Below are 21,148 nucleotides of genomic sequence, written 5' to 3' on the forward strand. Positions count from 1 at the left end.
GCACGCGTTCCTGATCGTCTACCCGTACGGGGCCGACGGGCCGGTGTGGTGGGATCCGCAGTACGGCGGAACCGCGACGCAGCCGCCCGCCGAGTACCTGGCGGCGACGCACACGTTGTGGTCGATGGATGCGCCGACGGCACGGGGAGGGACCAACAGTGACTCGGGACGAAGCGCAGGAGCTGATCCAGCGGCTGGTCGGGACGCCGAACCGGATAGCGCTGCACGAGTTCGAGTTCGGCTGGGTGGCGAGGGAAATCCTTTCGGAGACGGAACGAACTCAGGGGCTGGGTCTGGGCCAGGGGAACTGGGTGATAGACCACGACGGGACGGTGACGGCCCACCGGAGCATGCCGCCATCGATCATCATGCAGGAGTACGCGGCGGCCCGCCGGGCGGGCCGGACGACCGGCCGCCAGGTGTGGCCACTGACGGACCAGCCGGAGCCGAACCACTAGCCACCGCCGGGCCGGACGGGTCGCTCAGCGCCGCGCCGGACGGACTGGTCAGCGCCGCCGCCGGGACGACCTTCGGCGGTGCGCTGCACGCCGCCGACCCGGTCGCGGTCGCTGCGGCGGTACGCGACGCGCTCGACACTGGACTGCTGCCGGCCGGTGCGGTCGCCGACCCGGACGCCGGCACGGTCACCCTCGACACCCCGGCCGGGCCGGTGACCGTCACCCTCGCCGTGACCTCGCTGCCGCCCGGTACGACGATGGCACCCGTCGCCACCATCGCGACGCACGCCGACGGGGCGACCGTACGGGTGTCCGATCGGGCCTCCGCCGACCATGTCCGGCGGGCAGTCGCCGCCGCACTGGCCGAAGTGGATGCCATCGCCCAGGATCGGGCCGACGGGCTGCGTACCGATGCGACGACCGCGCTCGCCGAAGGCGCCCGGCCCGAAGGTGACGGACAGCGGCAGCTGACCGCCCGGGACATCGGCCGGCTGGCGGAGCTGCGTACCGTCGCCGACCAGTTGACGCAGGCCGGCACCGGCCGGCACGCCGACCCGGCCCAGGTCGCCCAGTTGCATGCCGAAGCGGTCGGCCTGCTGATCAGCAGCGGGCTGCTGGAACCGTACCCGGGGCACCGGGTGCACAGCCTGGTGCCGAACGTACCGGTGGTCGGGCTGGCCGCCACGGATGCCCGGTTCGCTGCCGTCCGTACCCAGTTGGGGCCGGCCTTCGCGGACCTCGCCGGGCTGCTCACGGTCGCCCGCGACCGACCCGGCCTGGCCGACGAGATCCGGGTGGTACAGGCCGACGTACGGGCGGCGGCCCGCCAGTGGGCCGCGCAGGCGACCGCCGCCCGCGACCGGGCTGACCTGGCGTTGACCGACCGGGTGGACGCGGCACTCGACGCCGACCCGCGGCACGTCTTCGACCGGCTGGTCATCGGCGGCGGCTGGGCGGCCACGGCCGACTTCGCCACCCTCGACGCGCCGCCGGACACCGGGGACGGCCTGCCGCCGGTGCTGGCGGTGTCGCAGGGCCACGACCCGTGGGCCGACCGGCAGCAGCTGCTGATGGGGCAGGTCCCCACCGAGTTGGAGATCCCCGGGCTGCCGTTCCAGCCGGCGGACTTCGCCGACGAAGGCACCCAGTTCGCCCTCGCCAGCGACTTCGCGGCGGCGGTCGGCGCGGCCCGCGCGTACACCGGGATGCCCAGCTACCAGGGCACCGCGACCGCGATCACCCCCCGCCCGACCGACGCCGCCGGTTGGCCGGCCCACGCCACCTACCGGGTGACGATCGGCGAGCGCAGTTTCTACGCGGCCACCGTGGACATCGCCGCCGGTCCGGGCCCGGCGCGGGTGCCGGCCGCGCCGGCGTCGACCACCGGCCGGTACGTCGACCCGGCGACCGGCTACCAGGTCGACCTCTCCGGTCCGGTGCCGGTGTTCCGGGACCCGACCGGCCTGCCCGTCGACCCGGCGACGCTGCCCGCCCCGGTCCGTACGGTCCTCGGCGGCACCGACACCGACATCCTGACCGGCACGGGTACCAGCCAGGACGACCCGCCGCTGCTGGCTGACACCGCCGGCCGGCTCACCGATCCGCTGGTGGTCGATCCGGACAGCGGGTACGCGGTCGACCGGACGTCCGGCACGCCGTACGCGCCGGACGGCTCCCCGGTCCACTCGGCGGCGCTGCCGGCCGGCGTCGCGCAGCGGCTCGGCTTCGACGCCGACGGCCGGTTCACCGACCCTCGGCCAGCCCGTCCCCGGGTCGACTTCGGTGGGCAGAACCTGGCCGACGCGTACCAGCCGGGTGACCGGGTGCTGGTGTTCGGCGCGGGCGCCTCCGGGGCCTGGGACATCGAGCAGGCCGCCGCGTCACCGGCGGCCACGATCGACTGGTCGGCCCGCGCGGTCGGGCTGCCGCCGGCCGACCGCACCGGGGACCCGGCCCGGGATGCCGAGTTGCGGTATCAGCGCAGCTTCTCCGGCGGCTACAACCGCCGCAACACGTTGCCCGACGTCGGCGCGTACGACGTGGCCGCCACCGATAGCCGGATCGGTCAGACCCTGCGCGAGATCGTCTCCGCTCGGCACACGCTGGACGGTACGTTCCTGGTCGAGTTCACCGATGGCACCCGCCAGGAGTACGACCGGGTGGTCCTCTCCATCGGCCAGGCCCCCGAATACCCGGGCGGGGTCGCCGCCCTGGCCAGCACACTGGAGTTGCGCCCGCTGCACGGGCCGGCAACCGCCCGTGGCGGCAGCCACGACCTTCTCGGCCTGTCCGACGCCTCCGGCCAGCTGCGGATCCTCGGTGCCGCTGCGGTGGCCCGCCCGCTCATTCTGTCGCTCGGCGAGTTCCGGCAATCGGTGGAGTCCGAGCTGGGCAGACTGGCCGCAGCGCTGCCCGACGACTCACGCAACATCCCGCCGAGTATCCGCTTCCACGCCCAGCGGATCGCCGAGGCCAACCGAAGCTCGCCACCACCCCGGTCACACCTGCCCGAAGTCGACGTACCCACCCCGCCAGGCGATGTCGGGGTCGAGCCAGGGCAGCGGTCCGTGCTCGGCGGTGATCCGCTCGGCGATCTCCGGAACGTAGACGTCGATCGGGTCCTGCCCACCGACGGCGTCGAAGCCGGCACCGTAGGGAACGAGCTTGGCGCGGTTGCGCGCGAAGTAGACGAACCGCAGGTGGGGCAGGACCCGGGGGGCGAGTTCGGCGAACAGTTCGGCACCCACCGGGGTGATGCCGCAGTTGACCAGGCCCAACCAGCGGAGTTGGCGCAGGTACGGGGAGGCCAGCAGGGTGCGCAGTCCGTCGTCGCCGATCGGGTTGTTGTTCAGTCCGAGGCTGGTGAGTCGGGCCAGCAGCGGGCTCGCGGCGATCGGGCCGATCAGGTCCGGACCGACATCGGTGAGCCAGACGTGGCGGACCGGAACCCGGCGGTAGATCTCCGCGCCGCGGTCGAGGAAGTCGGCCCCCGGCAGCTTGACGAACTCGGCAAATCCGCGCCGGACGAGCCAGTTGGTGACCAGGCCGGCGACGGGCGCGCCGAGTCGGGGAGTCAGCCGGTGGCTGAGTACGGCGGCCCGATCGGACAACTCGTCGCTGACCGGGTTGCCGGCGACGACGGCCAGGTCGCAGGCGATCTCGGCGCGGATCAGCTCGGCGTGGTCGGGGTCGGTGGGTTCGATGGCGTCGGCGTAGCGCAGCCGCAGGTCCATGTCGTCGGGGTCGGCGAGAATGGCGGCGTACAGGGTGTCGCTGACGGCGGGCCGGGCGTCGCTGGCGTCGGACATGACCGCAGCGTATCGACGCCACCCACGACTACAAGTGGAGTGCCGGGCGATGACAAAGGACGACGCGCAGCAACTGATCGAACGGCTGGTCGGGACGGCGAATCCGATCGAGCTGCATCCGTTCGAGTTCGGCTGGCTGGCGAAGGAGACACCGTCGACCGAACAGCGGGCGACGGGGGCGCACGTCGGGATGGGCTGATACATCATCGACCAGTCGGGGACGGTGACGGTGCACAGCAGCCTGCCGATACCGGTGGTCATGAAGCAGTACGCGGCGGCGAGGCGGCAGGGCCGGATCAGCGGGCACCAGATCTGGCCGCGAGTCGGGACGGTGGACCAGCCGATCCCCGGCTGACCCGGATCCGGGCGCTGGCGGCCCGCTACACCGCCGCCGACCCGCCGACCCGGCTGGCGCTGCGTGCCGAGATCGGCGTACTCGTCGACCAGCTCGGCCTGACCGGCGGCACCCCGCAGGCGTACGCGCGGTGGGCGCAGCTGCCGCCGGACCTGGCGAACCTGCTGCTGCGGCTCACCTCACCGGTGATCGCTCCGGAGACCGTACTGGCGGTGCTCGGCGCGGACCCGGCGACGCTGACCGAGCCGCAACGTGCCCAGCAGCGCGACTACCGGGCCCGGCTGGTGCACAACGGGTACGTTCCGTTCGCGCCGCAGCTCACCGAGCAGCTGCACCGGCTCGCCGTCGACGCCGAGCACGGTCAGCAGAGCCTGCCGATGTTGCCGGCCTCCGCCGGTCAGGTGATCGGGCTGCGCGCCGATCAGCTCGTCCAGCTGCGGGCCGTCGATCCGGCGCTGGCCGCGCGGATCGCCCGCGGCGGGGTGTACGTCGACCTGACCGGCCAGGTCGACATCAGCCCGTACGTGTTGGCGAACGCGCCGCAGATCGACGTGGGCGGCGTACACCCGGGTTTCGACCTGGCGACCGACGCCGGCCGGCGGGCGCTGTTGGCCGAGGACGTCCGCCGGGCGTATGCGACGATCACCGCGACGTACGGGTCGAGCCCGGCGATCACCCAGCTGCTCGGCAGCCACAGCTTCCACTACCTGGCGCAGACCCGCACCATGGTGCTGGTCTCGGACGCTCTGACCCGGGCGATCCTCAACCTGGCGCCGAGCGCGCCGGTCGAGCAAGCGCCGGAAGCAGCACCGCTCGCCGTCGGCCCGACCGAGATCCACGTGTACGCCGACCGCCCCACCCTGCCGTCCGAGTCGACGCGCAGGTATTCGGTCGGGTACGGGCGACCAGTCGACCCCTACTCGGGTGCTTCAGTGCCACTCTGGCGTGGGATGCCCCGGCGGGAGCAGGTGCAGCAGGGCATTCTTGGTGACTGCGGCATGCTCGCCTCGATCGGCGCGGTCGCCGGGCACAGCCCGCAGACGATCGGTAATTTGTTCCGTCCCAACCCGGACGGGACGGTCGACGTCCTGCTGCACGAAAGCAGCCTCCCTGGCGACCGCACCACCCCGACCGGCCGACGGCTGCGGATCACCGTCACCCCGGATGTGCCGGTCCTCGCCGATCCGCCGCCGAGGGCCGCATACGCCTCGCAACCAGAGGTCGGGGCGGCGTGGGCGAGCATCCTGGAGAAGGCGCTGGCGGCGGTCGACCGGACCTGGACCGAGTCCCGGCAGGTCGCCTGGCAGCAGCAGTGGCGGGGCTGGCAGGGCTGGTCAGACCCGAACCAGGCCGCGCCGCGCGGCTACGCCCGGATGGATCCCGGCAGCACTCCCGATCTGTGGGCGGAGGTGCTGACCCAACTGACCGGCCTGCCGGCCCGGATGGGACGGTTCGACGTATCGCCGGGCAACGAACCCACAGTCGAGGCGATGCTCAGCCGGCTGCTGTCCGACGGCAATCCGGTCATCGTCAGCACCAAGGGGATCGACGAGTACGGGCTGGGTCCGGACGATGAACTTCCGTTCGACTTGCGAGACGGGCATGCGTACGAGTTGGTGGGTGTGAGCAACGGGCATGTCCAGCTCCGTAATCCGTGGAACAAGTGGCATCCCCAGCCCATGCCGACCCGGGCCTTCTTGGACTGGATGAGTAGGGACTTCGCGCATCTCGACCGGGTCGCACCGACTCAGCCCGGACCGCTGTCTCTCGGGCCACCGAGCAGCATCGAGCACAAGCCGGCCGTCGGGTTGACCGAACCCGTGCCTGTGGCAGCGTCGGCTGGCGGGGTAGCTGCCTCGGTGACGTCAGGGTTCGGCCGGACCGCTGTCGACCGAGACGAGCCGATGATCGTCTACTACGCGATCCGGACGTCGAGCGGGCGATCCGGGGGGATCGTCGTGGTCGTGACCGAAGCAGCCGACCAGCGGATCCTTGTTTACGGTCCGGGTGGCGACGTCTCCGCAGCGTCAGATCTCGGCGTAGTCGCCGGGACAGGCGACCAGTTGCGGCCTGTGGCCCGGACCGAAGCAGAGCGGATCGCCTCCGCCGAGTTGGGCTTCGTTCTGCCGGACGAAGCATCGCTGAGTGATTCAATAGTCGGCTGACGGACCCGGACAGGAGGAAGCATGGCTGCTTACCGGTCGTCGCTCGATTTGGTAACCATCCCGAACAATGCTGTCGCACCGGTAGGACCGGCAGATGTCGGGGTCCGTCGGCTGGAGCGGCGCGGAACGGTCTGGGTGAGGCTGGACGTGATGGAGCGCGGCCCCTACAGCGCAGAGCATAGCCACCGGTGCGAGTTGGGTGACACCTTCCCCGTTGGCGATGAGACCTGGTACTTCGCTGGGGCGCATTTCGAGAACGCTGGTCGGTGGCGGGTCACGGTGCGGCGGCTGGCGCCGGGTGAGGCACCGCCGGTGGTGGACGAGTCGACGGCGGTGACAGGGTGGCGGCCGGCGAAGCGGCAGCCGTTCGGCCTGCTCGATGAGGGTCAGTTGCAGGCACTGGAGCAGGCGTTGGGGCGCCCGCTGCCCTGGGCTTACCGGGACTGGCTGTCGCAGACGAACGGTATGCAGCCGGTGGAGCCGCAGTGGGTGCCGGGTGCGCCGTTCACGCTGTTTCCGGGGCGGCCGCTGTTGGGGGTCCATCCGGAGTATCCGGCGTACGACCTGCTGGCCGCGGAGCGGGAGTGGCGGGTCGGGAAGTTGTCGACGGACTTCGTTGTCATCGCGGTCCCGATGGAGGGTCTGCTGCTGCTTCGGCTGAAGGAACCCCGCCCGGGCAGCGTCGGCTTCCTGCCGAAGGACCTGCTGGCCGGCCCGGGTACGGCGGATGCGATCGCCTGGCGGGAGCGACAGGTGATCACTACCAGCATGGGCTGGTCGTTCGGCGATTTTCTCGGCCGGCTCACCCCGCTCGATGCGCCGGGCGTAGCGTGAAGATCACTTGACGAGAATTCGGGCTGGCGTCGGCGTGTCGTCCGAATTTTCGTCAAGTGATCTTGAGGACTCCCGTCCTAGGTGGCGGTGATTGGTCGGTTTTGGGTGACTCCCAGCTTTTATCCGGCATTCACTAGTTTGGTGCTGATCGATTCCCTATCCCTGGCTGGCGATTGAGATCTGTGCATTGACTGCGTGTGGCGAGATCCGTACGATCAGCTGAATACGCCACCACTTTTCCTAGCAAGGGGATGAAGTGAAGAATTCCACTAGCGTCAGGAAAGACACGGCTGTCGCGCCCACGCTGCTCACTCCGAGCCGGGTCGAGAAGATGCTCGCGCGTCGCCAGGCGGTTCAGGTGGTCAAGTTCCGCACGACCTGCACGGACTGCCTGCCCAACTACTAGCGCACCGCCGTCGGGCGCTCGGCGTCGCCGTGCGGTGCGAACGCCGGCGTCGCCGAGCCCGCGAGGAGCACCGTGCCGTGACCTTCCAATTGTCGGCGGACGATGTCCTTAGTGCGTTGAGCGTCTGTTGCGGTGAGCCGCTCGAGGATCCGGCCGAGGCGGTCGCGGCACTGCGCCAAGGACAGCCGTCCCTGACCGCCACCCTGTACTCAGCGTGGGCTGCGGACGGCGTCACCCTCGACCCGGGGATTGCCCACGATCTCGAGTTGGCCACCTCGCGGGTCACGTTCTACCGCACCGTGGCGGCCGAGCTCGCCGCACGCGTCAGCGACCTGACTCCGATCAAAGGGCTGGAGGTAGCCGACCGCTACCCGGCCGGTCTTGGTCGCACCATGAACGATCTCGACTACGTCGCCGGCACCGAGGCCGCTCTGTGGCGAGCGGCAGCTCTGCTCATCGACGATGGGTGGGACCTGCACACCGGCACGTTCGCATGTTTCGGCGGTCGTCTCCACATGATGGTGAGTCTGCGACGCCCGCACGAATCCCGCTTCGTCCTGCCGTACGGCGTGGAGATCGCCACCTGGTGGTCGCTGGGTGACCTGGCCGGAGTACGACCGCTGACTGCCATGCCGCAACCGTGGCGGGCACCGGCGGTGAAGAACACCCTGATGCTCCTGTACGAGCGCTTCGAGCAACGCTTCCGGGCCCGGGACCTGATCGACGCCAGCCTGCTGGTGGCCTCGGCCTCCGAGGACGAACTGGCGACGCTCACCCGGGCACTGACCGCACTCGGGTTGTGGCCGGAGTACGCCGAACTTGCCGCGCTCGTCGCGCGGACGAGCCTGCCACCACTGCCACCGCCGCCCCGGCGCAACCAACTGGACACCCGCGCCCGCCGGGCGATCAGCAGTGCTGCCGTGCTACGCCGTCCCCTCACCGGCATGGCTCGCCACCTGCAGCGTCGAAACATCAAAGGTGCCTCCGCCCGTATCGAACAGCGGTCCTGGGCGGCGGCCGCCGAGCGGCTCTCCGCCGGTGCGTCCGTCCGGGCCGGGGTGCTGGCCTTCGGCCTGCCACTGGACGGCGCCCCGCGAAGTGCTGCCCCCACCGCCACACTGCACGAGCGTGGTCGGCTGGCCTGGGTGGACAGCCCGGTCGGCAGGTTCCTGTTGACGATCGGCGACGAGGTCGACGAAGACACCGTGGCGGAACTGTCCGGCCCGGTGCCCAGTCCGGCGACCACCGGAGCGAATCCGTGACCGCCGCCGCCGAGATCGTCGGGCGGGCGTTGGACGACGACATCCGGGTGCTGACCCGTCACCGGCCGGGTGCCGAGATCACCACCGTGTCGGTGTGGATCCTCGCCGGATCCCGCGACGAAACCTCACCTGGCATCGCCCACCTGTTCGAACACCTGGTCATGCAGGCGGTGCCGCCCGGCCGGAAGATGCGGGTCATCGATGAGATCGAGTCGTACGGTGGCGAGGGCAACGCGACCACCGCCCGCGACTACGTCGTCCTGTACGCGCGGGTACCGACAGTGGACGCGCTGGCCGTACTGGACCTGCTCACCGAGGCCGCGACGGCCAACGAGTTCGACCCGGTCCTCGTCGAGGCCGAACGTCGGGTGGTCATCGAGGAGCTGCGCCTGGCTGAAGCCGACCCCACGGACATCGTCCACGACGTGTTCTTCGCCGCCATGTACGGCGACCACCCGATGGGCCGGCCGGTCGGCGGCAGCCCCGCCGACGCGCTCCGGCTCACCGCCGCCGAGGTCACCGCCTGGTCCCGCCGCCACGTGCGGGCCGGACGAGTCGCCGTCGTGGTCACCGGCGGTGTCACCCCCGCCGCCGTGACCACTGCGACGGCGCGAAGCGCCCTCGCCGGCCTGTCCGTAACGCACCAGAGCGCCCGCGCCGACCGGCCCGCGGCCGAGCCGTCCCGGCTCCCCATCCCGTTGCCGGCATTGGCTTCCGGCGAACAGTCCCGGCGGCTGGATCATCCGCTGCTCGGCGACACCGCGGCGGTGGTGCTCGGCGGACCCGCCTTCGCCCTGGCCGATCCGCGGCTCGCCGCTGCCGAGGTGGTGATGGAACTGTTCGCCGGGGGCAACACATCGGTCCTCGTCGAGCAGTTGCGTACCAATCTGGGGCTGTCCTACGACATCTGGGGCGACCTCAGCGGCTACGCCGATACCGGCGTCTGGCGGATCGCGGTCACCACCGCCGTCGAGCACCGCGACGAGGTGGCCCGGCTTGCCGTCGACCTCGTACGGTCGGCGGTGGCGGACGGCTGGAGCGACGCCCGCGTGGCGGTGGCCCGCCGACGCGCTGCCGGGCTGGTCCGGCTCGATGCCGAGGCCTCCGTCGATGAAACTCTCCTGCTGGGCCGGCACGCTCTGCTGGGCGGCAGTGCCGGCTGGTCGGTGGCCGAGTACGCCGACCGGATTGCAGCTGCCACCCCACAGCAGGTCCACAACGCCGCCGTGTCCATGGCGGACCAACTGGTGGTGGCCACCGCCGGCGGGTGACAGCCCGCAGCGGCCCACCCAGCAGACCGCCTACCGATGGAAGGGAGGGAAAGGGTGAACCGAAACATGAAGTTCGGCCGCAGGCCGCGGGTGAAGAAGAAGACGACAACGACCCGCAAGTGACCATCCCTTGCCGGCCGCACAACCGCTCGCTGATCCGCCGACCGACGGACTATCCGGCGCTCGACCCGGGAAGGAGGCCAGGATGAACCGCCAAGCTGTCCACACACGGCGCCCGGTCGTGAAAAAGAAGAAGCGGTGACCTGAAACAGACGACGGGTGCGGCCGCCGGCAGGTCCGGGGCCGCACCCGGCCCCATTCCGTGGCGAAGGAGCCTCCGCGTGAGTGAAGCAGTCGACTGGGAGCGTACGGTCTTCATGCTGCTCGCCCCCGATGCCCTCGCCCGCCACCTCGGCGGGCAGATCGTGGACCGGGTGGTCGACCAGGGATTCCAGCCAATGGCGTGGCGGGTGCTGTGGCACCGGCCGACCAACCTGGACGCGTTCCACGAACGCAACATCACCCAGGTGTGGAAGGCGTACCTCTACCGTCTCGTCGACCAGCTCTTCGACTTCGGCCCGACGGTGGCGCTTATGGTCCGCGACGTCCGGCCCGACCCGCGACACCCCAGCCACGCACGGCTGCGCCTGGCCAAAGGGGCGAGCGATCCCGCTGACGCGAGCCCTGGCACGATCCGTGCCGACCTCGGCTCCATCAACGTCATGCTGGCTCTGATGCACAGCTCCGACACCCCTGCCGACTCCCAGCGGGAGAGCGCGGTCTTCACCGACGGCGGGTTCGAGGGCGGATCCGGCACCGGGTTCGGCGGAGCTGGCGACGGGCCTGGGGGGTACGACGGCAGCGACCCGGCCGACCTGCGTACCCTGCTCGATCTGCTCAGCCGGAGCGCTCCGGCCGAGCGCCGGGGATACCCGCAGGTCCTGGCCGGTCTGCGCGCCCGGGTCCTCGCCCTGGCCTGGCCAGAGCTGTCCGACTCCGCCCGCCGCAGCGCGGCCGATCTGCTGGCTGATGACCTCAGCGGTCTCGCCGCCGCCGGGGCCGGCGAGAAGGCCGCCGGGCTGCTGGCCGGCGGGCATCCACTCGCGCCGATCCTGGCCGCCGAGTTCACCCCCGACCGGCCAGGGCCCGACCCGGTCCGGGTGCAGGACCTTCTCGCGGTCCACGGCGCCCGGCTCGACCCGTGGGAACGCCTGGTGCTCGCCACCTCACGCCGTTTTGCGCCGCGCCGGTGACCTGCCGTCGCCGGGATCAGGACGTTCGCTGTCCAGGGATGAGGGCGGTCGTCGATGCGGCGGTCCGCGCCGTGGCCATCAGCTCAGGATCGGTCGAGTGCAGCCAGGCCGTCAGCGGCGTACCGACGCATCCCCGGTCCTGTTTGGCCCGCGCCGAGCCTTGTCCGTAGCCGATCCGGCGGGCACCCTGCGCCGAGGCGAGCGGGACCGCTCCGTAGAACGCCGTGCCGAAGTAGGCGAACCGCGACCGGCGATCGGTGTAGTCGTAGCCGAGGGCCAGACACTGCCACCCGTCACCGAACGGTGCGAACAGCGCGAACCCGACGACGGTGTCCCCGGCGTCGGCGAGGACCACCTGTGCGCGGCCGCCGGCGACACCGTGCAGCAGCGACTCCAGCCGGCCGCGCTCGGCCCCCTCGTCGCAGCCGCCCCGGTACTTGCTGACCAACTGGCCGCGCAGCCGGGCCAGCGCCGGTACCACCGGGGTGATCGCATCGCCGGGCAGATGACGCAGCCGTACGCCGTTGGCGGTGAGCCGGGCCAGCTCGCGCCCTGCTTCCGCCGCCCGTTTACGGGGCAGCGACGCCAGGTAGGCGTCGAACCCGCCGCTGGGTACCGGAAGCTCCCAGGTCAGTGACAGTGGCATCGCCACGAACCCGGCTGCGGACAGGGCACCGGTCAACGCCGTCGCCTCTGGTCTGGTGTAGAGGAACGCCACCGTCGCGATGCCCGCGTTCGCGGCCCAGTCCAGGATGCCGTCGACGGCGACCGCGAGCGCGGCCGGGCTGGTCGCCGCCGGCCCGACGGGGAGGCATTCGTAGCCGGGCAGCATCACCAGCAGGTTCGGTGTCCAGCGGGACGGCTCGGGCACGGCCCGCCCGGACATCTCGGCCCGCCTCGACAACTCGGCCCGCGCGGCCCGCGACGCTTCGGTCAGCGGCAGCGCGGGAGCCTCACTGACCAGTACGTGGTGCAGGTCGAACACTTCACCGGGGCGGGGAACGGGCTGCACGGTGGCGTGCAGGGCCAGGCACGCCTCGCCGCCCTGTTCGACGACGAAGGTGAGTGTACGCCCGCCGAGTCGGCCCGCCATCGCACGCAGCCAGCCCGGTGTGGTCAGCATCGGCCCGCCGGCGGTCAACCGCTCCCACTGCGGGGCGATGCCCGGATGGACGCGTAGCCGGTAGTTCACAGCCGCATCACGTAGGCGTCGAGCCGGCGGGCGGTCAGCCCGTGCCGACGTTTGAAGATGTCGTTGCTGCGCCCGCCCTCCAGGATCGGCCGGCCCAGCCGCAACGCCAGCCGGACCGACTCGGTGAACAACGCCGCGTACGGGCTGGCGTTGCCGTCGACACGGTATTCGACACCGCAGGTCCAGGTGTGGAAGCGGTGCTGGTCGGTCAGGCACACCCCGGCCGCGACGAGCGTGCCCCGCTGACGGATTCGTAGCACGTGCGCGGCCGGGCCGAGGGCGGTGACGAACCGGGTGAACGTCTCGGTTGGGTAGAAACCGGCGTTGCCGAACCGGGCGGCGGTCCGGTCGCACAGCTCGGCGATCTCGACCAGGTCTGCGCCGTCCGGTGTGGTCACGTCGCAGACGAAACCGGCGTCGATCGCCCGACGCTCGTTGCGGCGCAGGTTGGCCCGGGGCCGGGGAGCCAGCCGGGCAAGATAGTCCTCGTACGAGGTGAGGCCGGTCAGGTCGGTGGAGTAACGGTCCACCAGGTGCCGCCCGGTCAGCCCGGCGGCGGTGAGCGCGGCCGCCGTCGGGCCTGACGAGTCCACATTGACCAACCCGTACCAGCGGGCCCTCCAGTCATCGGCGAGCCGGCGCAGGGTGTCCAGCAGTTCGGTGACCACGTCGGTGCGGGTGACCGCGCCGAGCAGTTGGGTGTCGTAGCAGTGCCAGACGTGGCTGAGCAACGCGCTGTCCCGTTCGATGCCGGGATGCAGGCGGCGGAGCCCGCCGATCGGGTCGGCGAGCCGGTGCAGCGCGATCGGTAGGACGGCCACCGGCCGTCCGGCCGGTTCCCGGGCCACCAGGTATCCGAGCCGCTCCAGCGGCGCGAGCGGCGCATCGTGGTACGCCGACAGGTAGCCGTCCTGATAGAAGACCGGTGTGTCACCGCTGCCGGCGACCGCATCCCACCCGGCCCGCGACGCCGCCCGTGGGTCGTCGTAGTGCTCGACGACGATGGAGCGGATCATCATCGCACTGTACCGGACACCGGCGGGCATCTATGGTTGCACAATGGCGTCAGTCTATTACCACACGAAGGTCGGCACGACCGAGGAATTGGCTGCGGCGGCGGGGCAGCCTCTGGTCGACGTGTTACGCCGCAACGGCATCCCGGTCAACTCCGTGTTGAGCTGGCGCGATGGGCAGGTGGTGTCGGAGGACACCACGGTTGTCGGCGCCGACGACATTATCGAAGTCCGGCAGGTCCGGCATTACGATCTGAATGTGATGCGCCGCCCGAAACGGCAGGTCTACGGGGTACCCAACCCGGTTTACACCAAGAGCATCGTTTTCGACGACAAGGGCGCCATCGAGGTCCGGGGCGAGCAGTTCGACGCTCCCGCCTTCATCCAGTATGTCGAGGAGGCGTTCGTCGACAGTGTCCTGTCCCGGGAGGTGATGCGCGACGGCGACCACGTGATCGTCGGGCTGTCCGGCGGGCGGGACAGCGTCGCCTATCTGACCCTGCTGGAGCGGACCAGGGACCGGCTGCCCCCACTGAACATGACGGCCGTGACCATCACCGGCCTGCCCGACTGGGAGGAGCCGGCGACGTTCGCCGCCGCCCGAGCCTCCGGCGAACGGCTGGGGATCGAGCAGGTCATCGTGACCGCGGCGGACGTCGAGCGGGTGTTCCGGCTACGCGGCACGTTCGTCGACTCGATGAACGAGATCGTCAGCGACGAGGGCAGCCACCTGACGATGGTCATCGGCCACCAGGTGCTGCGGCGGATGCTGGAGGAGGAGGCACACGCGCGCGGCGCCGGGGTGGTGGCGTTCGGCTTCAACGCCGACGACCTGCTGGCCAGCATGGTGACCTGGATGACCAGCGGATTCCGGATGGGTGGCATCCCGACCCGGCAGATCGGCGGCCTGCGGTACATCTTCCCGCTGTACCGGATCACCAAGAAGGAACTGACGCTGTACCTGGAGCTGGTCGCGCCGGAACTGAACCGACAGGGCACCCCGGGGCGGTTCACCACCGGGCCCGACGAGCGGTCCCTGGCGTACGGAATGACCGACCATCTGCTCGACCTGTGGCCGGGCATCGACTACTACATGTTCTCCGCGTTCGAGAACATGCAGCGCTACATGTTCCCCTTCATGGAGGCGGCCTGCCGCGTCTGCGGCGGGGTCTACCTGCAGCAGGAAGGTGTCGCCAACGCACCGGACCTCTGCGACGTCTGCGACTTCTTCGCCCGTCGCGAACTCACCACCGTGTCCTGACCGGCATGCCGCCGACCCCGTGGTACGAGCGCTACTTCACGGCCGACTACTGGACGTTCGCCGACGACGAGTACACGGCCGAACGCACCGCCGCCGAGGTCGCCTACCTTGCGGATGTCCTGACCACCCACGCCTCCGGCCGGCGGGTGGTCGACCTGGGCTGCGGGGTCGGCCGGCACGCCATCGGTCTGGCCCGGCAAGGCTTCGACGTGATCGGGGTGGACGTGTCCGGGTACGCGCTGCGGCGGGCCGCGAGCGCCGCCGAAGCCGCCGGTGTCACCCTCGACCTGCGTCGGGTGGACCTGCTCGGCGCGCAGCCACCCGGGTGGGGGCTGCCCGACGTCGACGCGGCTATCTGCGTACAGGCATTCGGCTGGGGAACCGACGCCGATCAGCTCCGCCTGCTGCGCGCGGTACGCCGCCTGCTACCCGCCGACGGTCTGCTGATCCTCGATCATTCCAATGTGCTCGCCATCGCCCGGCACTACCGCGACGAGGCACACGCGGACATCGGCGGCACCGCGTTCCACTTCCAACGCCGCTACGACCCGGCCACCGGACGCAGCAGCGGCCGGGTCGACGTCCGCCGGCCGGACGGCACCACCGCCGTCCTCCCCGACGACGTGCGCCTCTACCACCCGACCGAGGTGGGCACCCTGCTGACCCGTGCCGGGTTCGCCGTGGCCCGGACCGACGCGGACTTCACCGCAGGTGCCACGCTGACCATGGACACCCGCTACGTCCAGTACGTCGCCCGACCGGCACCGGTGGTGGCCTCGGCACTCGACGGTCACCGTCCGCCAACGCCACCAGACCCGTCACCGGGCTCGCCACCGGACCCGTCACCTGCCGGTGACCACGTCCCGGAGCCCCTGGACCTGCGCGCCGCCCCCGACGAGGCCGGGCCGGTCGAACCCGCGCTGGCCGCCGCGTGGGCGTCGCTGCACACCGGGCCGGCCGCTATCCAGCGGGCACGCCGCTACGACCTCGCCGACCCGTACGCGGCGCAGCGGCTCGCACCCATCGTCGCCGCGTACCTGCGCTGGCCGCCGGGTCGGCACCTGCCGCCCGAACGGGTCACCGCCGGTGCCGGTGCCACCGGCCTGCTGCACGCGCTGGCCCGGCTGGGCGACGGCGGCACCGTCCTGGTCGACCTGGCCGGCCATCCGGAGCTGCCCGGCGCCACCGGCGGCCAGGTCCGGGCCACGTCGCTGCGCGACCCGGCGGACGCGGTGGCCGCCGTGACCCACCACCGGCCGGTGCTGACCGTCGTCGACCGGCCCGGCCTGCTCGGCCCGATCTGGACCGGGGACCAGCTGCGCCGGGTCGCGCAGGCCTGCGCCACGGTCGGCAGCGTGCTGGTCGTCGACGAGACGCTCGGTGCCTACCTGCCGCCCGACCAGAGCGCCGCCCCGCTCACCGAGGAGCTGCCCGGCACCGTCGTCATCCGCAGCATGTCCAAGGGGTTCTGCGCCGGCGGGCTGCGGGTCGGATACGCCGTCGCCGCCCCGGACCTGGCCGACGTCGTCCGGCAGGTGGCGCCACCGCTGGCGGTCAGCGCACTCGCTCTGGACCTGGCGGCCGCGCTGCTCACCCAGCAAGATCCGCTGGCCGCACTGCGGGACCGGATCGCACAGGTGAAGCCGTACGTCGAGGAGCAGCTGATCGCCGCCGGTCTCACCCCACTGCCGACCGACCCCCGGCTGCCGTGGCTAGCCCTGCCAGGTGAGGACGGGGTACGCCGGATCCTGGCCGCCCGAGGAGTGCTCGCCAAGGAGGTGCCGTCGCTGGAGCCGGGCGGCCCACCGGGCGCGCTGCTGCGGCTGTCGGTCCCGCTGTCCGAGGCCCGCCTGGCAGCCTTCACCGCCGCGATGACGGCCGCCGCTGCCAGGGCCGCCGGCGGCCGACCCGCCCCGGCGGACCGCCGATGAGACTGTCCCAGCTGGTCGCGGCGGTGCACGACGGCATCGACGTCGACGCTGCCATGGTCGACGTCGCCGAGGTCGCCCGGCACGACCGCTACCAGGCCTCGGCCGGGATCCACGCAGCGGCCGGCTACGTCGCACAGCGGGCGGCGGACGCCGGCCTGCGCGACGTCACCGTGCACACCTTCCCGGCAGACGGGGCCCGGCGGTGGTGGACCTACCAGGCCCCTATGTCGTGGACCCCGGTGCGGGCCAGCCTCCGGCACGGCGGCGAGACGCTGATCGACTATCCGGCACAGCCGTACACCCTCGCGGCGTACTCGGCACCGATCCGCGCCGGCGGCGTCGCCGTACCACTGCTGCGCTGGTCGGCGATGTGCGCCGGCACCGACCCGACCGGCGCGCTCGTGCTGCTGGACGACGTCCGCGTACCGTTTCCGGAATGCGCCCGGCGGGCGGCGGCCGGCGGCGCCGTCGCGGTCGCCGCAGACCCGCTCAGCACCCGGACCGACCGCTTCGCCGACCAGGTCGGCCGGCTGGAACTGCTGCCCGGTGCGGTGTTGGCCGGCTTCAGCCTCACCGCCGCGCAGCTCGCCAGGCTCAGCGCGGCCGCCGACCGGGGCGAGGCGGTCACCGTCGAGGTGGCGGTGGCCGGGTCGACGGCCACCATGCCGGTGGTGACCGGGGTCCTGCCGGGCGACGGTGGCGGCGACGAGTTCCTGCTCTCGGCGCACCTGTGCCACCCCCGGCCCAGCGCCAACGACAACGCCTCCGGCGTCGCCGCGCTGCTCGCGACCGCCCGGCTGCTCGGTGCCCGGCCAGTCGGCGGACCGGATCTGCGTTTTCTGTGGGCGCCCGAGTTCGTCGGTGTCGCCGCGTACCTGCACGATCTCGTGGGCGGCGGTACGGTGGCGCGGCCCAGCCTGGCGGTCAACGTGGACATGGCCGGGCAGGACCCGTACCGCTGCGGCAGCTCGCTGATGATCGAGCGAGGGCCGGACGACGTACCGTCGTTTCTGCCGGCCCTGGCCGGACGCTGCGCCGACCTGGTGCCGGCACGGGCCCGGTCCTACAGCGGCGCGGTGCCGTGCGATCCGGGGCAGACGGTCACCGCGCCGTTCTCCGGAGGTTCCGACCACGCGCTCGTCTCGGACGCGCCGACCCGGTGCCCGACAATGTCCTTCGGGCACTGGCCGGACCGGGCCAACCACACCTCCGCTGACACACTCGACATGGTCGACCCGGCCGAGCTGCGTCGCACCGTCACGGTGGCGGCGTCGACCGTGGCGGCGGTACGCGGACGCGCGGACCCGGCGTTGGCCGCCGACGTCGCCGACGCGTGTGCCGGCTGGGCCGCCGGGCACATCCTGGCGGCGCTGCCCGGCCGGCAGCGTCCGCCGGCACCGTTCCCGTACCGTGACGACGGCAGCCCGGTGCTGGACCCGGCCGGCGACGCCGCGTCGGTCCGGCGGGTGGCCCACCGCAGCGAGATCGTCGGCAGATGTGTCAGCACGCTGACGTACGCCGGTGTGCCGGCCGGGGAGATCGTCCGTACGGCGCGCTGGCTGGCCGACGTGTCCGCCACCGCTGTCGACCGCGCGCCGTGCGTCGAGCCGTCGGCCGACGACGAGGCGTCGGGTCCGGTGCTGGCCCGCGCCGCGCTCGGCCCGGTCAATCCCCGGGCACTGGCCGCCACCGCCGCCGATCGCGCCTGGCTGGCCGAACGCCTGGCTGAGGACCGGGGTGGCAGCCACGCCCGGGTGCTCACGCTGCTGCGGGCCGTCGACGGCCGGCGTGGCCGCCGCAGCGCGGCCTGGTGGGCGGCGCTGGCCGGCGAACTCCCCATCTCGGTGGCGTTCGCCGACCGGGTCTTCGACATGCTGCACCGGGCCGGCTGGGTCGTCCCGGTGCCCGATCCTGAGGATCTCGACGCGGCTGAGGAGATCGATGCGACCCGTCATCCTGCGTGACCGCAACATGCGGCTGCTCCTTGCCGGTCAGGCGTTCAACATGTTCGGCAGCACGATGATGGTCATCGTGTTGGCGATCTGGATGAAGGACCTCACCGGATCCACCAGCGCCGCCGGCCTGGTCTTCCTGCTCATGGCGATCGCCGTACTGCTGTCGCCGTTGACCGGTCTGCTGGTGGACCGGCTGCCGCGCCGGTGGCTGATGACGGTCAACGACGGGACGATGGCGGTCCTGATCCTGGCACTGCTGACAGTGGACGACACGGCCGACCTGTGGCTGGTGTACGTCGTCACTTTCCTGTACGGCTGCTCCGGGCAGATCTACCGGGCTTCCCGTGGCGGACTGCTGCACTCGATGCTGCCCGACGACAGCCTCGGCAACGCCAACGGCGTACTCAGCAGTCTCAGTCAGGGGATGCGGGTGATCGGGCCGGTCGTCGGGGCCGCGCTCTACACCGCCAGCGGTATAGAGGCGGTCATCCTGGTGGACGCCGCGACGTTCGCCCTGTCCGTCGCGTCGCTGGTGCTGCTGCGCCGGCCCCGGGATCTGGTCCGGTCGGCCGACGCCACGCAGCGGGGCTCGCTGGCGACCGAGGTCGTCGCCGGGGCCCGGCACGTGGCCCGCCATCCGGTCATCCGGCGGATCGTCGTCGCCAGCGCGGTCGCGTTCGGCGGTGCCGGCATGATCAACGTGGCTCTGTTCTCGCTCGTCAGCGACGGGCTGCAGCGTCCGACCGCCATCATCGGGATCCTCGGGGGCGTCCAGGGCGCCGGCAGCGTCGTCGCCGGTCTCCTGGTCGGTCCCGCGATGCGCCGCTACGGCGAGTACACCGTGGCCTGCGCCGGCTTCCTGCTCAACGGGGTCGGCCTGGCGGCGGCCAGCACCGCCACCCTGACCGGAGTCGCAGCCGGGGCGGTCCTGGTCGGGTTGGGGTTGCCGCTGATTCTCGTCGCCGAGGTGACCCTGGTGCAGCGGCGCACCTCCGCCGAGCTGCAGGGCCGCGCGATCGTCGCGTCTGAGGCGATCATCAATACGCCGTACGCCGTATGCATCGGCGTCGGCACCCTGGTCGTCGGCACAGTCGGCTACCGGCCGATCTACTTCGCGGTCGCCGCAGTCTTCATCCTGGTGGGGGCCGCGCTGCTGCCGTTCCGGGCCCAGACACGGCCGGAGCGGCCGGCTGACGTCTCGCCCGTCGGCACCGCCTCCTAGCGGCACGGCAGTCTTAGCGGCCCCGCCAGATCGCCAGCGGCACCACCGTCTCGTCGGCCGAGTCGGCGCCGTGCTCCCAGCTCAGACTGGGGTCCGGCACGGGGAAGCGCCCGTCCGTGGCGACTGCGATCACCGGGCCTACCCGGTCCCGCAGTGCTTCGTCCGTGGCCACGATCCGGGCCGAGGAGCCGAGCGCCGCAGCGAGTCGGCCGCCAAACTCGCCTTCGTCGCCGGGGGCCGGGTACAGCCACCGGACCCGGCCCGCCCCGCCGGCCGGGAGCAACCGCCGTGCCGGATCGTCCAGAGCAGACCATGCCCGCACCAGGTCCTCGTCCGGGGTGCACCGGACCTGGCCGTGGTCCGAGTGGCCGATGACCGTCCAGCCGGCCTGCGCCCACCGGGCTGCCCGGCTGCCCAGCTCAGCCATGGCCGCCACGGCTCGTTCGTTGTAGCCGTGGCGGTGCAGGTAGTCGTCGAGGTTGATGTAGGTCCACAGGAGCATCGGCTGCCGCCGCCGCACGTCGCCGGCCTGCCCGCCGATCTGCTCGTCGACTTCTTTCATCGCGGCGTCAACCAGCAACGCTGGGTCGCGGGCATGCCGGGCGAGCGTCTCCGACGGTGCAGCCGGGACGACGGTCGCGCCCCGGAGCAGCGCCTGCGCCCATGGGCCGGGTAGGTGGGCGATCTCCCGGGCCACCGCGCGGCACTGCACGCCGTCGCCTGCGGCCCGGTCGAAGATGGTCGGGTGCTCGATCACGAGTCTGGGGTCGCCGCCCGGGTCGGCCGGCCCCTGCGCCAACACCTGGCCGGTGACGGCGTACACCAGAGTGCCACGGCCGGGGACGCGGTAGACCATCCCGGGTACGCCGTGCTGCGCCGGCCCGACTCCGGTCATGGCGGTCAGCCAAGCGGTCGTCGACGTGCTCGGAAACGTGCTGGCCAACTGGGTCAGCTCGGCGGCCCGCCAGCCTGCCGCCAGCGCCGCGTCGTATGACAACCCGTCAACGGCAAGCATGATCACCCCACGGCGTGCCCGGGACAGTTCGTCGCAGACGACGTCGGGAATGTCCGCCAAGGAGGTGTACGTGGCCGACGGCACAGACCTTTTCCTCCTCCCCGGCATTGTGGATCACCGGCGCCACCGCCGCCGCCAGGCTGGCCGGCACCGACGCCACCATGTGAGGCTGAGATACCTTATCCGCCGGTCGAAAGGTATCTCAGCCTCACATGATCTTGATGATCCCGGCTCGGCGGGTGTAGGG

The 21,148-nt window shown here is 71.8% G+C and carries 13 protein-coding genes; 9 read left to right on the forward strand and 4 right to left on the reverse strand.

Going from position 1 to position 21,148, the window contains the following annotated elements; all coding sequences use genetic code 11:
- The first annotated feature begins 158 nt into the window (after positions 1-158).
- The gene (locus ACFHW1_RS18180; RefSeq protein WP_416615766.1) at positions 159-458 is read left to right on the forward strand and encodes a hypothetical protein; all 300 of its coding nucleotides are present in this window, start codon (positions 159-161) and stop codon (positions 456-458) included.
- Between the two features lie 2,498 nt (positions 459-2,956).
- On the opposite strand, the gene ACFHW1_RS18185 is transcribed toward ACFHW1_RS18180, so the two are convergent.
- Positions 2,957-4,027, reverse strand: a complete 1,071-nt coding sequence (locus ACFHW1_RS18185; protein ID WP_416554079.1) for a TIGR02996 domain-containing protein — start codon at positions 4,025-4,027, stop codon at positions 2,957-2,959.
- Positions 4,028-6,307: 2,280 nt separating this feature from the next.
- Between ACFHW1_RS18185 and ACFHW1_RS18190 the strand changes: the two genes are divergently transcribed.
- The 4 genes from ACFHW1_RS18190 (at position 6,308) to ACFHW1_RS18205 (ending at position 11,312) form a co-directional block, all read left to right on the forward strand.
- Positions 6,308-7,120, forward strand: coding sequence for a DUF6406 domain-containing protein (locus ACFHW1_RS18190; protein ID WP_416554043.1), 813 nt, complete (start codon positions 6,308-6,310; stop codon positions 7,118-7,120).
- A gap of 483 nt (positions 7,121-7,603) precedes the next feature.
- Positions 7,604-8,788, forward strand: coding sequence for a hypothetical protein (locus ACFHW1_RS18195; RefSeq protein ID WP_416554045.1), 1,185 nt, complete (start codon positions 7,604-7,606; stop codon positions 8,786-8,788).
- The gene (locus ACFHW1_RS18200) at positions 8,785-10,059 is read left to right on the forward strand and encodes a M16 family metallopeptidase (protein WP_416554047.1); all 1,275 of its coding nucleotides are present in this window, start codon (positions 8,785-8,787) and stop codon (positions 10,057-10,059) included. The genes ACFHW1_RS18195 and ACFHW1_RS18200 overlap by 4 nt, the downstream gene beginning before the upstream one ends.
- Positions 10,060-10,400: 341 nt before the next feature.
- Positions 10,401-11,312: a nucleoside-diphosphate kinase gene (locus ACFHW1_RS18205; RefSeq protein ID WP_416554049.1), complete on the forward strand. Its 912-nt coding sequence runs from the start codon at positions 10,401-10,403 to the stop codon at positions 11,310-11,312.
- A gap of 16 nt (positions 11,313-11,328) precedes the next feature.
- Here the strand turns inward: ACFHW1_RS18205 and ACFHW1_RS18210 are convergent, their stop codons facing one another.
- Together ACFHW1_RS18210 and ACFHW1_RS18215 are read right to left on the reverse strand one after the other, a co-directional pair.
- Positions 11,329-12,504: a hypothetical protein gene (locus tag ACFHW1_RS18210; protein WP_416615768.1), complete on the reverse strand. Its 1,176-nt coding sequence runs from the start codon at positions 12,502-12,504 to the stop codon at positions 11,329-11,331.
- Positions 12,501-13,520, reverse strand: coding sequence for a GNAT family N-acetyltransferase (locus tag ACFHW1_RS18215; RefSeq protein WP_416615769.1), 1,020 nt, complete (start codon positions 13,518-13,520; stop codon positions 12,501-12,503). The genes ACFHW1_RS18210 and ACFHW1_RS18215 overlap by 4 nt, the downstream gene beginning before the upstream one ends.
- A 43-nt stretch (positions 13,521-13,563) precedes the next feature.
- On the opposite strand from ACFHW1_RS18215, the gene ACFHW1_RS18220 reads away from it, so the two are divergent.
- From ACFHW1_RS18220 to ACFHW1_RS18235, 4 genes are read left to right on the forward strand one after another with little or no spacing between them, the layout of a single operon-like run.
- A complete protein-coding gene (locus ACFHW1_RS18220; RefSeq protein WP_416568087.1) occupies positions 13,564-14,778 on the forward strand; it encodes a hypothetical protein in 1,215 nt (404 codons plus the stop codon).
- A 5-nt stretch (positions 14,779-14,783) separates the two neighbouring features.
- Positions 14,784-16,709: an aminotransferase class I/II-fold pyridoxal phosphate-dependent enzyme gene (locus ACFHW1_RS18225; protein ID WP_416615771.1), complete on the forward strand. Its 1,926-nt coding sequence runs from the start codon at positions 14,784-14,786 to the stop codon at positions 16,707-16,709.
- On the forward strand, positions 16,706-18,673 hold the full coding sequence (locus ACFHW1_RS18230; RefSeq protein ID WP_416615773.1) for a DUF4910 domain-containing protein: 1,968 nt from the start codon (positions 16,706-16,708) through the stop codon (positions 18,671-18,673). Before ACFHW1_RS18225 ends, ACFHW1_RS18230 begins: the two co-directional genes overlap by 4 nt.
- Positions 18,651-19,886: an MFS transporter gene (locus ACFHW1_RS18235; protein WP_416615775.1), complete on the forward strand. Its 1,236-nt coding sequence runs from the start codon at positions 18,651-18,653 to the stop codon at positions 19,884-19,886. Before ACFHW1_RS18230 ends, ACFHW1_RS18235 begins: the two co-directional genes overlap by 23 nt.
- A gap of 13 nt (positions 19,887-19,899) precedes the next feature.
- On the opposite strand, the gene ACFHW1_RS18240 is transcribed toward ACFHW1_RS18235, so the two are convergent.
- Complete coding sequence (locus ACFHW1_RS18240) at positions 19,900-20,985, reverse strand: alkaline phosphatase family protein (RefSeq protein ID WP_416615777.1); 1,086 nt, start codon at positions 20,983-20,985, stop codon at positions 19,900-19,902.
- Between the last annotated feature and the right edge of the window lie 163 nt (positions 20,986-21,148).

Source organism: Micromonospora sp. LOL_014 (assembly GCF_048060245.1).
GTDB lineage: Bacteria > Actinomycetota > Actinomycetes > Mycobacteriales > Micromonosporaceae > Micromonospora_E.

Excerpts from the sequence above, each read along its gene's own strand:
- ACFHW1_RS18190 (WP_416554043.1), top strand. The coding sequence starts at position 6,308 with ATGGCTGCTTACCGGTCGTCGCTCGATTTGGTAACCATCCCGAACAAT.
- ACFHW1_RS18185 (WP_416554079.1), bottom strand. The coding sequence starts at position 4,027 with ATGACCACCGGTATCGGCAGGCTGCTGTGCACCGTCACCGTCCCCGAC.
- ACFHW1_RS18235 (WP_416615775.1), top strand. The coding sequence starts at position 18,651 with ATGCGACCCGTCATCCTGCGTGACCGCAACATGCGGCTGCTCCTTGCC.
- ACFHW1_RS18215 (WP_416615769.1), bottom strand. The coding sequence starts at position 13,520 with ATGATCCGCTCCATCGTCGTCGAGCACTACGACGACCCACGGGCGGCG.
- ACFHW1_RS18225 (WP_416615771.1), top strand. The coding sequence starts at position 14,784 with ATGCCGCCGACCCCGTGGTACGAGCGCTACTTCACGGCCGACTACTGG.
- ACFHW1_RS18220 (WP_416568087.1), top strand. The coding sequence starts at position 13,564 with ATGGCGTCAGTCTATTACCACACGAAGGTCGGCACGACCGAGGAATTG.
- ACFHW1_RS18230 (WP_416615773.1), top strand. The coding sequence starts at position 16,706 with ATGAGACTGTCCCAGCTGGTCGCGGCGGTGCACGACGGCATCGACGTC.